Source organism: Zhongshania borealis, assembly GCF_039539625.1.
GTDB classification, from domain to species: Bacteria; Pseudomonadota; Gammaproteobacteria; order Pseudomonadales; family Spongiibacteraceae; genus Spongiibacter; species Spongiibacter borealis.
The window spans coordinates 1,108,766-1,122,832 of the sequence record NZ_BAABDM010000001.1 but is presented as its reverse complement, the minus strand read 5'-3'; the positions used below and the strand labels follow the sequence as shown (position 1 = coordinate 1,122,832).

Here is a 14,067-nt window from a genome sequence, read left to right as displayed (position 1 = left end):
TAAGTCTATGTCCTTTTCTTGGCTGGACTGAGGCCTTTAAGTACTAAATCCATGGAGTTGGCCACATGTTCTGGGCTGAGGCCTGGAGCAGGGCTGCTGAGGTGTTGGTGGAGCAAGCCCACAATATGGCCGTGTATATGGTTGGCTAGACATTCAGGCGCGTACTCTGTGGTTAATAATCCAGCTTGCTGCGCGCGCTTAATAAACTGGCTTATATTGGCAAGGTTTAATTGCCGAGCTTGTTCAATGCGCCCGGTAAGCCATTCAGATTCTTTGCTGAGTGAGTAGCGCAGCATAAAGCTTGTAATTCGCGCGGCGGCGGGTTTGTTGTAGATCCGGTTAAACGCATCTGTTACCACGTTCTTTAGTGTGTCGAGGGATTGGGTTTCTGATGTCTGGATATTATTAAGCTCTGCGATCGCAGCTTCGGTTGGCCTGCTGACACGGTCAATCATTGCGGCAATTAATGATTCCTTGTCGCTAAAATGCCAATAAATTGCCCCCCGGGTTACCCCCGCTGATACTGCAATATCTTCGAGTCGAGTGCGATTTATGCCTAATTTTGCAAAGTGATCTGCTGCGGCATCAAGTATTGCGCAGCGGGTTATTTCAGCGTCAGCCTTAGAGCGTCTCATAGAATCTAATTATATGTGGGGTTTTTAATGGCGCTACTTTACATACATACACGTATGTATGTAAAGTAGCGCCATTATGGTAAGTCCCCCTCTAGAGGTTGCAAATGGTAATTGGCATACAGTCACGCCTTCGTTTTTTATCGCATGTTTTGTTGTTGCTGATTTCAGTTGTTGTGGTAAGTGCCTGCGAGCAATCGCAGCCAGCGGCGCCGAAGCGCCCGCCAGTGCCGGTAAATGTAATAACGATCGATGCGCGTGCGGTGCCCGTCGGCGGCTTGTACCCAGGTCGAGCAATGGGCTCAAAAGAAGTTCAAATACGGGCGCGGGTAGAGGGTATTTTACTGCGCCGCACCTATACCGAGGGGCAGGCTGTAAAAGCAGGCCAGCTGTTATTTCAAATTGATGCGGCACCGTTTCAAGTTGCCCTTAATCGCAGCAAAGCCCAGCTAGCCCAGGCCAATGCGGGTCTTTCTGCCGCGATGCGGCGTTGGGAGCGCACTGGTGAGCTTATTAAAACCAATGCTATTAGCCGACGCGAGCGTGATGACGCCGAGTCTGACTTGAACTTTGCTCAGGCGGCGGTGCAGTTAGCCGAAGCCGAGGTCGAGGCGGCGCAGATCAATTTAGATTATACCCAGGTCAGGGCACCTATTGCGGGTATGACCAGCCGGGAGAAACTCTCCGAGGGGAGTCTGGTAGGGCCGGGAAATAGCTTGCTCACTGAGATAACCCAGCTTGACCCAATACTCGTTAATGTTTCGCTGCCAGATAAATTGGTATTGAGTATTCGGCGGATGATTGAGCGCGGCGAAGTTGAATTTGCCGAAGGCAAGCGCGAAGTGGAAATTATTCTGGGCCCAGATGATCGCTATCCGTATTTAGGGCATGTTGATTTTACCGAGAGCGCCATTGATAAGATGACCGGTACGGTCCAGTTACGGGCAACTGTGCCGAATCCTGAAAGCCGCCTATTACCGGGGCAGTTTTTACGTGTGCGCTTACATGGCTTGGTGAGTATCAATTCTATCGTGGTGCCAGCGCGGGCCATTATGCAAAGCGCGAAGGGCATCTATGTATTTCGTGTCGACAAAGATAACCATGCAGAAATTGTTAACGTAAGCCTAGGGCTGGAATCTGAGGACGGTGTGATTATTGAATCCGGCTTAAATGTTGGCGATGTTGTGATTGTTGATGGTGTGTCACGTGTGCAAGCGGGCACGCTGTTGGCGCCCACTGAGATCACAGTTGAGCGCGCTGATAAAGATGCTACCACTGAGGGTAATGCCAAGTGAGTGCCCGATTTTTTATCGACCGACCGGTATTGTCGATTGTTCTATCGCTAATGATTTTATTGGCGGGTGCCACGGCGATGGGGCGGCTGCCCATCGCCTTATACCCGGAGTTTTTACCGCCGGAAATTGTCGTCACCGCAAGTTACCCTGGCGCCAATGCCGAAACTATTGCCGAGACAGTCGCCGCACCGTTGGAACAGCAAATTAATGGTGTAGACGGCATGTTGTATATGTCTACTCAGGCATCTAGTTCTGGCGTAGTCAGTATCAGTGTAGTTTTTGCCACCGGTACCGACCCTGATCAAGCGGCAATCAATGTTAGCAACCGTGTGGCGGTTGCTGAAAACCGGCTTCCGGAGGCAGTGAAGCGATTGGGTATACAGGTGAGCAAGCGCTCGACCAGTATTTTGATGATCTACGCCTTGACCTCAGATAATCCCCAATACGACGCCATCTACCTGAGTAATTACGCGCTTTTAAATATTGTCGATGAGCTTCGGCGTCTGCCCGGAATTGGCGATGCGCGTTTATTGGGCGCCAAAGATTATTCTATGCGGATTTGGTTGCAACCTGATCGTTTAGCGGAATTTGCATTAACTCCAGCTGATGTGGCTCGGGCGGTGAGTGAACAAAATGCCAACTTTGCCGCCGGCAAATTTGCTGCGGAACCCATGGTTGAGGATGCACCATTTACCTATACGGTTACGACGCAGGGGCGCTTGGCCACCGTCGCCGAGTTTGAGCATATTATTTTGCGCTCGAGCAATTCTGGTGCGACCTTGCGTCTAGGTGATGTTGCGCGCGTTGAGTTGGGTGCTAAGGATTACGCTTTCCAGGGCGCCTTTAACGGCCAGCCAGCCGTTCCCGTCGCAATGTATTTGCAGCCGGGCGCGAATGCCTTAGAAACTGGCGCAGAAGCGCAGGCAGTGTTAGCCGCGGTGCGGGAGAAACTCCCTGAGGGGATTCATCTCGACCTCGCTTTTGATACCACGGTATTTGTTGAACACTCAATTAAAGAAGTCATAGTGACGTTTTTTGAGGCACTGCTATTAGTGGTGCTCGTTATGTTCTTGTTTCTGCAGAATGTGCGCGCGACTATTATTCCTTTGTTGGCGATTCCGGTATCCATAATAGGCACGTTCGCGGGTCTGTATATTGTCGGGTTTTCAATTAATCTACTGACGTTGTTTGGCCTCATATTGGCTATTGGTATTGTGGTTGACGATGCGATTATTGTCATTGAAAACGTCGAGCGCATCATGGAAGAACAGCATGTAGATGCGAATACAGCGGTAAAACGGGCAATGGAGGAGGTCTCCGGGCCGTTGATTGCCATTGTATTGGTGTTGTGTGCGGTCTTCCTGCCAGTTATTTTTATGGCGGGCTTAACCGGTGAAATGTATCGCCAATTTGCGGTATCGATTTCGGTTTCGGTAATTTTGTCTGGCATCGTCGCGCTTACGCTCACGCCAGCCTTGTGCTCAATGATGCTGAAGACCAAGGACCACAAACCTACTGAACGCGGTTTTCTTGGCGGTTTTAACCGCAGTTTTGCCTGGCTTCGCAACGGGTATGTGGCGGCAACAAGCTGGGTGCTACAGCATCGCGCGCTTGGTTTATTGATATTTGCCGGGTTAATGGCCGCAATGTGGTTCTTGTTCCAAACGGTTCCCAAGGGTTTGGTTCCGGCCGAGGATCAAGGCTATGTGATTATGGTTTACAAAACGCCGCCAGCGGCGTCATTGTCACGTACTGCCGCGGTAACCGATGCCATGAGTCAGCGTATTATTGATGAAGATGAAGTTAAGGGTGTCATGACCTTTGCGGGCTTTGATATTTTGTCTTCTGCGCAAAAAACCAATGCTGGGGTGTCCTTTGTTATGCTTAAAGACTGGTCGGAGCGCACGACGTCGGAGCAGAGTTCGGTTGCCGTAGCGCAGAGATTGCCGCGCTTGGGGCATGACTTACTTGATGGTGTAATGTTCGCGTTTAATCCGCCACCTATTATCGGATTGAGCACCACCGGTGGTTTTGAGCTTTATATGCAGAATCGCGGCGATGGCGATATGGCGGTGATGGCTGACCAGCTTGGTAATTTTCTGCAGAAGGCAAATCAGCAGCCTGAGTTGCAAGGTGTCTACAGTACTTTCGATATGAATACCCCGCAATACCGCTTGTATTTAGATCGTGAAAAAGCGCTAAGTCTGGGTGTGCCGATTGCAGATGTGTTCAGCACCATGCAAGCGACATTTGGCAGTTTGTATGTAAATGATTTCACCTTATTTGGTCGCAGTTTTCAGGTGAATTTACAATCCGAAGAGGATTTTCGCGGTAGCCCCGAAGATCTCTCTAAGGTGTTTGTTCGCTCGGCGAGCGGCAGCCTTATATCGCTGCGCACGCTATTGCGTGTTGAACGAATTGTTGGCCCGGATGCAGTGAGTCGCTTTAACGGTTTTCCTGCAGCGAAAGTGCTGGGCAATCCGGCGCCGGGCTTTAGTTCTGGAGATGCGATAGCGGCGCTTGACCGCGTTGCTGCCGAAGTACTTGGTCGTAACTTCACCTTAGGATGGGTTGGTAGCTCCTATCAAGAGAAATCATCAGATGGCTCTGGTGGGCAGGCATTTGTTCTTGCCGTGTTAATGGTATTCCTAATTCTGGCGGCGCAGTATGAACGTTGGATGGTGCCGGCTGCGGTTATATTGGCAGTGCCTTTTGCGCTCTTAGGCGCAATAGCGGCTACTTGGATGCGTGGCTTAGAAAATGATATTTATTTTCAAATAGGCTTAGTTTGTCTTATCGGCTTAGCGAGTAAAAATGCGATTTTGATTGTTGAGTTTGCGATGCAAAAGCAGCGACAGGGTATGTCGATTGTTGATTCTGCTGTAGATGCGATTCGCTTGCGCTTTAGACCTATTGTGATGACATCGTTAGCCTTCACGTTGGGCTGTTTGCCTTTAGCGATGGCCAGTGGGGCGGGGGCAGGGAGTCGTGTTTCGCTCGGTACTGGCGTAATTGGCGGAATGCTAGTCGCGACATTTGTCGCCACCGTTTTTGTACCTTTATTCTATGTTTTATTTGCGAGCATGGGCGAAAAATTAAAACGCAGTAAATAGTACAGTATTACATCGGATGCAAAGGTGACGCGGCGCGGCATTAATTAAGCACCTTGCATTCGGCTGCTAAAATCCCAGCTCGATTGCGATGTTATTTTTAAGTGAATCGCATATTCGTCTTTACGTCGACTTAGCAACCATTTGCTCAGCTTGGGTTGGCTGCTAGCCAAATAGCGCGCAATTAATTTGCTTAAGACTAATCCTTCCGCGTCGCTTTTTAAGGTGGCAACGGCTTTGCCGCGCACGCCTTTATAGGGTATTGCATTAGTTGAAACTTCGAAGGCACAATGCGGATTTTCTTTTATTACTCTGATAATTTTTGCTGAGGCGTGACTTGCGCAGAGTAGCTCACCATCTTGGTGGATGAACCACAGTGAACAAATGAGTGGAAAGCCGTCTTTATCAATGGCGGCAAGTCTCACGGGGACTAGGGTGTTGTTCAAAAACTCGATGCTGTCCATGTGCGTCCCTGTTTAGAGTAGTGAGTGATGGTTACGGTTTGAATAAGCGTATACCTTGAGCTTCGATGCTTATACGCTCTTGCTTGTATAGTCGACCAATGGCTTGTTTAAAGATTTTTTTACTTACGCCAAACAGGCTATAGATTGCTTCTGGTGGACTTTTATCGCCAACAGCGAGAAAGCCATCATTGGCTTCGAGCTGGGCAATAATTTTGGCGCCGACATCACCTTGGCCGCTGGTCAAAATCGGTTGAATACTGAGGTCGATACGGCCATCGTCACGGACTTTCTTAACATAAGCGGTGACTTTCTCACCTTTACGCAGTGGGCGAATCAGGTCGCTATCATAGAGCAGGCCCCAATATTCGTTGTCGATAACCGCTTTAAAGCCGAGTTCAGTTTTACCTGCAACGATGACGGTGAAACGCTGGCCACGCGCTAAGTGCGGCGCAGTGTCTTCGATAAACTCATCGAGTTTCATTGACGCAACAATACGATAACTTTTGTCGAGGTAAATTTTGACGAGTGCTTTTTTACCTGCGGTGAGTTCGCCCATATGCTCCGCGTAGGGTAGTAATAACTCTTTATCTAAGCCCCAGTCCAGAAAGGCGCCGGTGTCATTAATTTGCGAAATCTTTAGCATGGCAACGTCTCCGAGTTGCGCAAGGGGCGTTTTACTACTGGCAATTAAGCTGCCGTCACTGTGGTGGTGAATAAAACCGTCAATAACATCGCCAATTTCACAGTTCTCCGGGGCATTCTTCCTGCTTAGGAAGATGTCGCCGAGCTTGCCACCATCCAAGTAAAAACCGGCTGGGGACTGGCGGCTGACCGTAAGCCGATTAACACGACCAATATCGGGCATTGAATTATTCCTCGGAGTTTTAAGTAGCCAGTCTAGTGCGACTTGCAATTTGAGTACAGCTGGGAAGTGTGACTAATAGGCGGCCAGCAGGCGCTGGCCGCCATCAAAACTTAAACTAACTCGATTGCTACCGCGAGGGCTTCGCCGCCGCCGATGCAGAGTGAGGCAACGCCACGCTTTTTACCGTACTGCTGCAAGGCATAAATTAAGCTGATGATAATACGTGCGCCTGTTGAGCCAACTGGGTGACCCTGCGCACAAGCACCGCCGTGAACATTGACTTTGGCGTGGTCTAGCTCCAAGTCACGGATTGCGAGCATCGATACCATCGCAAAGGCTTCGTTGATTTCCCAAAGGTCAACGTCATCCTTACTCCAACCTGCTTTTGCCAATACTTTTTGCATGGCGCCAACAGGTGCGGTAGTGAACAGTGAAGGCTCAAGTGATTGACGGCTGTGAGCAACAATGCGTGCCAGTGGCTTAGCGCCAGTTTCGCTAAGGGCTTTTTCACCCATCAGGACCATTGCTGATGCGCCGTCGGAGATGGAGCTGGCATTGGCGGCAGTGATGGTGCCGTCCTTGGAGAATGCCGGGCGTAAAGTAGCCACTTTTTCGATAGACGCATTCAGTGGCTGTTCGTCATCCGTCACAACTGTTTCGCCCTTACGGGTTTTGACAGTCACTGGCGCGGTCTCGGCTTTCAGTGAGCCGTTTTCAATCGCCGTGCGGGCGCGGGTCAGCGATTCAATGGCATAGGCATCCATTTGCTCGCGGGTAAACTCATTGTCATCGGCGGTTTGCTGGGCAAAACTGCCCATCATGCGCCCGGTGTAAGCGTCTTGTAGTCCGTCAATGAACATATGGTCTTCAAAGCCTTTACCACCGGTGCCAACACCTTTGCGGGCATTGAGTACGATGTGCGGCGCATTTGTCATGCTTTCCATGCCGCCGGCAACGATGATGTCGTAGCTGCCTGCTTTAATTTGATCGTGCGCGTAGATAGTTGCTTGCATCCCAGAACCGCAAAGCTTATTAACGGTAACGGCGCCGGTTGACTGGGGAATGCCGGCCATAATGGCGGCTTGGCGTGCTGGACCCTGCTTTAGGCCTGCGGCTAACACACAGCCCATAATAACGTCGTCAATTTTCGCTGGATCGATGCTAGCGCGTTTTACGGCTTCAGCAATGGCCGTTGTGCCAAGCTCAACGGCGGTCATTGCGCTGAGTGAGCCCAGCATACTGCCCATTGGGGTACGGGCTCCGGAAACAATATAGACGGAATCAGACATGGGTGTTTTCCTCGTAAGTGCTGTTCAAATTGCTTTGTTAGCTGGTGGAACAGGCGATGAGTGTGGCGTGTAAATCGAGGCGCATTAGGCCATAAATTGCCTGTTTTTTCAATTTTAACTATTCTTGTTTGTTTACCTCAAATAACTTGTGACGCACGGCACGGCGGTATTCACCTGGACTCGTGGTGCAGTGATGCTTAAACAAACGGCAAAAATAACTGCTGTCGTTGTAACCGCATTGCTGGCCAATTTCCTCTACCGACAAATTGCTGTTCTGCAGCAGATCCTGCGCTAATTCCATGCGCATTTTTTGCATGTATTGCAGGGGTGCCAGGCCGGTGACTTGCCGAAAACGGCGGTGAAAGCTGCGTTCACTTAGGCCGCTTTGGCGAGCGAGATCCTTGATGTTAAAGGCTTCGCTGATGTGCCGCGCCAACCAGTTTTGGACAAGGGCGATGGTTTCATCGCGATGCAAATCGCTGCGATCTACGCGATAACTATTGCGCGAGAAAGGGCGGCGACTTTCTGGCGAAAATTGCTGCGCCACACGGCGGGCAATACCGGCGCCCCAGTAGCGGTCTATTAAGTGAATGACTAAATCGGCAGCTGAATTAACGCTACCAGTGCAGAAAAGGTTGTCGGCTTGGGTAATGAGGTAGTCGCGCTGCAGTATCACTTGTGGATAGCGTGCGGCAAAATCATCAAAGTAATGCCAGTGTGTTGTGGCAACGCGTTTATTGAGTAATCCCGCCTCAGCAAGAAAATAGCTCGCGTTTCCCACGGCACATATATCAGCACCACGCTGCTCATGTTTTTTTAACCAGGCCTGAATTTCTGGCCGAGTAGGCGCGTCGCGGTGGGGGTGCCGCCAGCGGCTGGGGATAATGATAAGGTCGTAGTCAGCGTATTTGTCAAATTCGACGCTCGGAACAATTTCCATGCCACCAGAGACTCTAATTGGTGCGGCATCGAGACCGACGACATGGATCTCAATTAACGGTTTACGCTTGTTTGACCGTGAAACACTATTGGCCGCCGTTAATAGCTCCATGGGGAGGCTGATACTGGTCGCTAGTGCGTCATGGAATGCTAAAAGGGCAACTCGTTTCATATCTGGCGTAATCATCTCATTTTCTGGCCGTTACATCATATTTCAAGTGGCTCAATACCGATAGACTGCAGGCTGATTTGGTGATCACGATAGATAAGGAATAGGTGTGAGTAAGCTTCCCGTAATTGTTGGTTTTGGTGGTATTAATCCTGCTGGTCGCAGCTCATTTCATCACGGTTATCGCCGTACGGTGATTGACGCGTTGTCTCCGGACAAGGCAGCGCGAACCTACCGGAGTTTATCAGCGATTATGGGGCTGCCACCAGCGGCAGCCGATGATGAAACCGCGCGCCGTCATATCTTAGATCACACACTTATTCGCAAGATTGAAGGGAATATATTTGATACCGATCAGGTGCCGTGGAATAGACGCATGGCCTTGAATGGCGCGAATGGAGATTTGCAATTTGTAACGAGGACACGAGACCTGCCAGAGACGCTTCCCGCAGGATGGTCGGTAGTCGATTTGGGTAGCGGTAAAGTGTCTGTCAGTATCCACAACGGCTGCGATATTTTATTGCCAACCACCCGTAAAATTGAAGTGTCTTCGGCAGGCCAGTTTCCAACAGGCTTCGATCCCGCCGCTTTATATGCATCGCGTAATCATCCTCGTGGCCTGCAGCTGGCAATTTGTGGTATTTCCGATGCACTGAACGCAATGGGAATAGAGTGGCAGGCGGTGATGGATCGTATAAAACCCGATCAGATGGGGGTGTATGCAAGCTCAGCTATGGCGCAGCTTGATGATAATGGCTTTGGCGGTTTGTTGTCGGCTAGAGCGAACGGTGGCCGTGTTAGTTCTAAAAACTTGGCGCTAGGACTAGCGGATATGCCGGCGGATTTTGTGAGCGCCTATGTGTTGGGCAATGTTGGCACAAGTAGTCCGAGTCTTGGTGCGTGTGCAACCTTCTTTTATAACCTACGCCAAGCAGTAAATGAGATTCGTAACGGTAGTGTTCGCGTTGCGGTGGTGGGTGTCGCTGAGTCCGGTGTAGACCCTAGGGTGATTGACGGCTATTACACCATGGGCGCCTTAGCCTCTGACGTTGAGTTGTTAAAATTGGATGCGAGCAAAGGTTTGAGCGAGCCGGACTATCGTCGTGCCAGTCGGCCTTTTAGCAGTAACTGCGGTTTTACAGTGTCCGAGTCCGCGCAGTTTATTGTGCTCTTTGACGATGATTTGGCCATGGAATTGGGTGCGCAAATTCACGGTTCAGTACCTGATGTGTTTATTAACGCTGACGGCTATAAAAAATCGATTTCTTCTCCTGGGGTGGGGAACTACTTTACCGTTGCCAAGGCGATGGCGGCGGCGGCAGGTATTATTGGTGATGAGGCTATTAAGCACCGCAGCTTTGTGCAGGCGCACGGCACCAGTACCCCGCAGAACAGGGTGTCAGAGTCCCATATCTTGAATGAAGTTGCGAAAACCTTCGGTATCGAAAAGTGGCCGGTTGCGGCTATTAAGGCGTATTTAGGCCATAGTATTGGCGCGGCTTCAGGCGACCAACTAATTGCCAGCTTAGGGGTTTGGAATGACAATATTATTCCTGGTATCGGCACCATTGACCATATTGCCGACGATGTTCATTGCAGTAACTTGCAATTGCAAAAAGCGCACATAGAGGTAGAGCCGGACAGTCTGGATGTTGCAATCTTGAATGCTAAGGGCTTTGGCGGAAATAATGCCTCGGTATCCCTGTTGTCGCCTAATTTAAGTAAAAAATTATTACAGGGACGGCATGGCGCTAAAGCCTGGCATGGTTATATGCAACGTCAGGAAGAAAGTCAGGCAAAGGCTGCTGTCTATGACGATAAGGCCTGTGAAACCGGTTTTAGTGCATTGTATAAATTTGGTGAAAATGTCTTAGATGGCGAAGATTTGGATATGGACCGAGATGGCATTGGCATTAAAGGATGGGCCTCGAAGATAGACCTTAAACTAGAGTCGCCTTTTGCGAAGTGGTTGAATAATAAGGGTTAGGAGGGCGTGTCCTCAGGGAAAATACTGATATAGCTTGTGGTTGGCATATGTATTAATAGACATATACAAGCGGTAAAAGGCAGTTTCTATCATGAGAGAATTCGTTCGTCATCCCAGTGATATTCCGCTGGCGGTGAAAATACTAAGTGAAACCGGTTCGCGTCAGGCGCATCTGCAAGATGTGAGCGTGGCCGGATTGTCCTGTGTAGTCGCTCGTGAGATAAAGGCCGGAAGCCGGGTGGAGTTTTACGTGCCATCGGTTTCAGATGAATCCAGTGGCCGAGGCACTGTAATGTGGTGCAGACCTAAACGAGATAAATACCAGCTCGGTATACAGTTTCACGCCGGAAAAGACGCGTTTAGGGCCAAAATGGTCGAACAATTGTGCCAAATTGAGCATTATCGGCGCGAAGTAGAGACTTTAGAGGGGCGGTTCCTGACAAGTGAAGAGGCCGCGAGTGAATGGATTTCTCGTTATGCGGCAGATTTTGACCGCCTATTTCCACTTGATTAGAAGTTTTCACTGAAAATATTCTGCCTCGGGCTGCCGCTCAGGCGTTTTTGCTCAAGACAGAGCATAGAAATCATGGTTGAATATATCCCCCGCCGCGTCGGGGGATTTTTTTTGCTTAAGGAAATACAGCCATGAAGCACGAGGCAACGGCTCGCGTAGTTATTGATTTACCCAAGGATGAGGCGTGGACTTTATTAAAAGACTTGTCTCTGGCCCACAACTACGTACCCGGGATTACCCGCACTGAGATAACCACTGAGAAGGTTGAGGGTTTGGGTGCAAGCCGGCGTGTCTACCAGCGCTCTGGCAAAGGTATGGATGAAACCGTGACCGAATGGAATGAGGGGCATGGCTTCGTTATTCGCCTTCACAAAGGCGAGAAGGGTGCGCCGGCGCCATTTCAGCAAGCTAATTTTCGCTACCGAATAGAAGATGCTGGTCATAGTCGGACTGCGCTAACGACCAGCCTCGTTTTTGATATGCGCTGGGGCCCAGTTGGTCGGTTTTTATATGAGCGGATGCTGCATAAAGTGTTCCGCGGTGTCATTCGCGATGTGGCGATTAGCATGAAGCAGTTTTACGAGTCGGGCGAAGCGGTGGGCGATGCACAATTAAAACAGTTGCGCGCTGGTGCGAGGCAAGAAGTCTAGTGGATGCTTTGAATCTACTTAAAAACCGTAATTCTGCTGCCAAGCTTGTAGCACCCGCACCAAGTGATGATGAACTAAGCGAGCTAATTGCGGCCGCGCTTCGTGCACCTGACCACAGCCGTTTACGGCCATGGCGATTTTTGTCGATTCGTGGTGACGGCTTAACAGCCTTAGGCGATTTGTTTGCGGATGCTGCCTTGCTCCGGGATCCGACGCTCGGTGAGGTTGAACTTGCTCGTTTTCGCCAACAACCGCTGCGCTCGCCGCTAATTATTGTGGTTATTACCTGTCTTCAAGAACATCCTAAAGTCCCACGCATAGAGCAGCAAATGTCGGCAGCATGTGCGGCACACGGTATTTTGCTGGCCGCGGAAGCCATGGCTTATGCCGGTATTTGGCGCACAGGGGCAAATGCTTTCGATTCTCATGTAAAGACTGGCTTAGGACTATCAGTCAATGAAGAGATAACGGGTTTTCTGTATATTGGCAGTCGCGATGGCCGAGCCAAGCCGCTGCCTACTCTTGAAGTAAGCGATTTTATAAAAGTTTGGAGCTAATAATGAATACTGTAAACCCTCCGTCGTACACCACTTTAGCCGTGCGATTAGAAGAACACGTTGCTTGGGTTGCGTTAAATCGCCCAGAAAAAGCGAATGCCATGAATGAGGCTATGTGGGATGAAATCCAAAGCTGTTTTGAATGGTTAGATGACGAGGTTAGTGTGCGCGCCGTGGTGTTGTGCGGTGAGGGGAAGCACTTCTGCGCAGGTATAGATTTGGCGATGTTTGCTAGCCTAGGTCAGAGTGCTGAAGGTCTGGAAAAGTCGCGGTTTATTGAGCAGTTCCGCAAGGTAATTTTGCGCCTACAGGGGAATCTTACCGCGATAGAGCGTTGCCGCAAGCCCGTAATCGCGGCCATACAGGGCAGCTGTGTCGGTGGCGGTGTTGATATCGTCAGCGCTTGCGATATGCGTTTTTGCTGTGAGGGCGCGAAATTTTCAATAAAAGAAATTGATATCGGTATGGTTGCGGATGTTGGAACATTGCAGCGTTTGCCGCATATTGTTCCCCAGGGAATTGTTAGAGAGCTGGCGTATACTGGACGCAATGTTTACGGTGCTGAAGCTGAAAAAATAGGCTTGGTTAATCACGCCTATGACTCCTACGAGGAGATGATTGAAGCCGTTTCTGAACTCGCTCAGAATATCGCACGCAAGTCACCGCTGGCGATCCGCGGCACTAAGCAGATGTTGCTGTATACCCGTGATCACAGTGTTGCCGATGCGCTAAATTACCAAGCGACTTGGAATGCGGGGATGCTCAGCTTTGAAGATGTAATGTTGGCGATTGGCGCGAGTAGTGAAGGCAAGCTAGCTGACTTTAAAGATTAATAATAATTTAATTACACTGCTAACCAGCTCGGTTTTCGTGTGAACTGAGCTATTTGGTATTTCCCTGAATTCAACGTGTCGCTTGGTTAATTTGCCATTGCGTTTAGGCTTACTTATTTAATGCAAACTCGAACTATTTTTAAAACGCCATTAGTGAGTGGCTTTTTCCGCTTGGTCTTTATTGCGCTTACTCGTTTGAAAGGGTGGCGCATTGAGGGTAAAAAGCCCCCTGATAAGAAATATGTACTGATAGCTGCGCCACATACCAGCAATTGGGATTTTCCGACAATGATGGCGGCCTCTTTTATTTTGGGCCTCGATGTACATTGGATCGGCAAGCACACCTTGTTTCCGGCGGGGCCATTAGGTGCGTTGATGCGTTGGTTTGGCGGTATCGGTATTGATCGAAGAAAAGCGCACAATACCGTTGAACAGATGGTCAGTAACTTTAATGAGCGCGATGAGTTGGTTGTGATCATTACTCCGGAAGGAACTCGCAGCAAGGTAAATCACTGGAAAGCCGGTTTCTATCATATTGCTGCTGGCGCGGGGGTGCCGATTTATTTGGCCTATGTCGATACTAATTTAAAAGTGGTCGGAATGGGGCCGGCATTTCATCCCAGTGGCGATTACGACAAGGACATTGTTGAGATAAGAGCTTTTTACGCGGATAAGAAAGGCTTCAAATCGCATAGCGAGTGAACTGTCTCTACTGAGTTTGGCGTAGGTAATTTCACCCCATAATCAATAATAATATATGTGG

General features: G+C 49.7%; 13 protein-coding genes. 8 read left to right on the top strand and 5 right to left on the bottom strand.

All coding sequences use genetic code 11. The features are described from left to right. Positions 1-5: 5 nt before the first annotated feature. Positions 6-635, bottom strand: a complete 630-nt coding sequence (locus ABD836_RS05305; protein WP_344933095.1) for a TetR family transcriptional regulator — start codon at positions 633-635, stop codon at positions 6-8. Between the two features lie 104 nt (positions 636-739). Here ABD836_RS05305 and ABD836_RS05300 point away from each other — a divergent pair, with 104 nt between their 5' ends. Beyond that, on the top strand, positions 740-1,927 hold the full coding sequence (locus ABD836_RS05300) for an efflux RND transporter periplasmic adaptor subunit (RefSeq protein ID WP_344933093.1): 1,188 nt from the start codon (positions 740-742) through the stop codon (positions 1,925-1,927). Continuing rightward, positions 1,924-5,040 (top strand): efflux RND transporter permease subunit, encoded by a 3,117-nt coding sequence (locus tag ABD836_RS05295; protein WP_344933090.1) that lies wholly within the window; start codon positions 1,924-1,926, stop codon positions 5,038-5,040. The genes ABD836_RS05300 and ABD836_RS05295 overlap by 4 nt, the downstream gene beginning before the upstream one ends. A 44-nt stretch (positions 5,041-5,084) precedes the next feature. On the opposite strand, the gene ABD836_RS05290 is transcribed toward ABD836_RS05295, so the two are convergent. From ABD836_RS05290 to ABD836_RS05275, 4 genes are all read right to left on the bottom strand, one after another. Continuing rightward, entirely contained in the window at positions 5,085-5,501 is a 417-nt protein-coding gene (locus tag ABD836_RS05290) for a pyridoxamine 5'-phosphate oxidase family protein (RefSeq protein WP_344933087.1), read from the bottom strand. Between the two features lie 31 nt (positions 5,502-5,532). After that, on the bottom strand, positions 5,533-6,366 hold the full coding sequence (locus ABD836_RS05285; RefSeq protein ID WP_344933085.1) for a CvfB family protein: 834 nt from the start codon (positions 6,364-6,366) through the stop codon (positions 5,533-5,535). Between the two features lie 110 nt (positions 6,367-6,476). Further along, complete coding sequence (locus tag ABD836_RS05280; RefSeq protein ID WP_344933083.1) at positions 6,477-7,655, bottom strand: thiolase family protein; 1,179 nt, start codon at positions 7,653-7,655, stop codon at positions 6,477-6,479. A 118-nt stretch (positions 7,656-7,773) separates the two neighbouring features. Beyond that, positions 7,774-8,781, bottom strand: a complete 1,008-nt coding sequence (locus ABD836_RS05275; RefSeq protein ID WP_344933081.1) for a GlxA family transcriptional regulator — start codon at positions 8,779-8,781, stop codon at positions 7,774-7,776. A 91-nt stretch (positions 8,782-8,872) separates the two neighbouring features. Here ABD836_RS05275 and ABD836_RS05270 point away from each other — a divergent pair, with 91 nt between their 5' ends. The 6 genes from ABD836_RS05270 (at position 8,873) to ABD836_RS05245 (ending at position 14,006) form a co-directional block, all read left to right on the top strand. Beyond that, the gene (locus ABD836_RS05270) at positions 8,873-10,750 is read left to right on the top strand and encodes a beta-ketoacyl synthase (RefSeq protein WP_344933079.1); all 1,878 of its coding nucleotides are present in this window, start codon (positions 8,873-8,875) and stop codon (positions 10,748-10,750) included. Between the two features lie 91 nt (positions 10,751-10,841). After that, complete coding sequence (locus ABD836_RS05265) at positions 10,842-11,264, top strand: PilZ domain-containing protein (protein ID WP_344933077.1); 423 nt, start codon at positions 10,842-10,844, stop codon at positions 11,262-11,264. 131 nt (positions 11,265-11,395) lie between these two features. Next, complete coding sequence (locus tag ABD836_RS05260; protein ID WP_344933075.1) at positions 11,396-11,914, top strand: SRPBCC family protein; 519 nt, start codon at positions 11,396-11,398, stop codon at positions 11,912-11,914. Further along, complete coding sequence (locus ABD836_RS05255; protein WP_344933073.1) at positions 11,914-12,471, top strand: nitroreductase family protein; 558 nt, start codon at positions 11,914-11,916, stop codon at positions 12,469-12,471. Before ABD836_RS05260 ends, ABD836_RS05255 begins: the two co-directional genes overlap by 1 nt. Before the next feature lie 2 nt (positions 12,472-12,473). Further along, the gene (locus tag ABD836_RS05250; protein WP_344933071.1) at positions 12,474-13,304 is read left to right on the top strand and encodes a crotonase/enoyl-CoA hydratase family protein; all 831 of its coding nucleotides are present in this window, start codon (positions 12,474-12,476) and stop codon (positions 13,302-13,304) included. A 120-nt stretch (positions 13,305-13,424) separates the two neighbouring features. After that, entirely contained in the window at positions 13,425-14,006 is a 582-nt protein-coding gene (locus ABD836_RS05245; RefSeq protein WP_344933069.1) for a lysophospholipid acyltransferase family protein, read from the top strand. Positions 14,007-14,067: the final 61 nt, after the last annotated feature.

Bases quoted from the DNA above. Each gene is read 5' to 3' on its own strand.
- ABD836_RS05305 (WP_344933095.1), bottom strand. From the start codon at position 635: ATGAGACGCTCTAAGGCTGACGCTGAAATAACCCGCTGCGCAATACTT.
- ABD836_RS05300 (WP_344933093.1), top strand. From the start codon at position 740: ATGGTAATTGGCATACAGTCACGCCTTCGTTTTTTATCGCATGTTTTG.
- ABD836_RS05290 (WP_344933087.1), bottom strand. From the start codon at position 5,501: ATGGACAGCATCGAGTTTTTGAACAACACCCTAGTCCCCGTGAGACTT.
- ABD836_RS05285 (WP_344933085.1), bottom strand. From the start codon at position 6,366: ATGCCCGATATTGGTCGTGTTAATCGGCTTACGGTCAGCCGCCAGTCC.
- ABD836_RS05280 (WP_344933083.1), bottom strand. From the start codon at position 7,655: ATGTCTGATTCCGTCTATATTGTTTCCGGAGCCCGTACCCCAATGGGC.
- ABD836_RS05275 (WP_344933081.1), bottom strand. From the start codon at position 8,781: ATGATTACGCCAGATATGAAACGAGTTGCCCTTTTAGCATTCCATGAC.
- ABD836_RS05265 (WP_344933077.1), top strand. From the start codon at position 10,842: ATGAGAGAATTCGTTCGTCATCCCAGTGATATTCCGCTGGCGGTGAAA.
- ABD836_RS05260 (WP_344933075.1), top strand. From the start codon at position 11,396: ATGAAGCACGAGGCAACGGCTCGCGTAGTTATTGATTTACCCAAGGAT.
- ABD836_RS05250 (WP_344933071.1), top strand. From the start codon at position 12,474: ATGAATACTGTAAACCCTCCGTCGTACACCACTTTAGCCGTGCGATTA.
- ABD836_RS05245 (WP_344933069.1), top strand. From the start codon at position 13,425: ATGCAAACTCGAACTATTTTTAAAACGCCATTAGTGAGTGGCTTTTTC.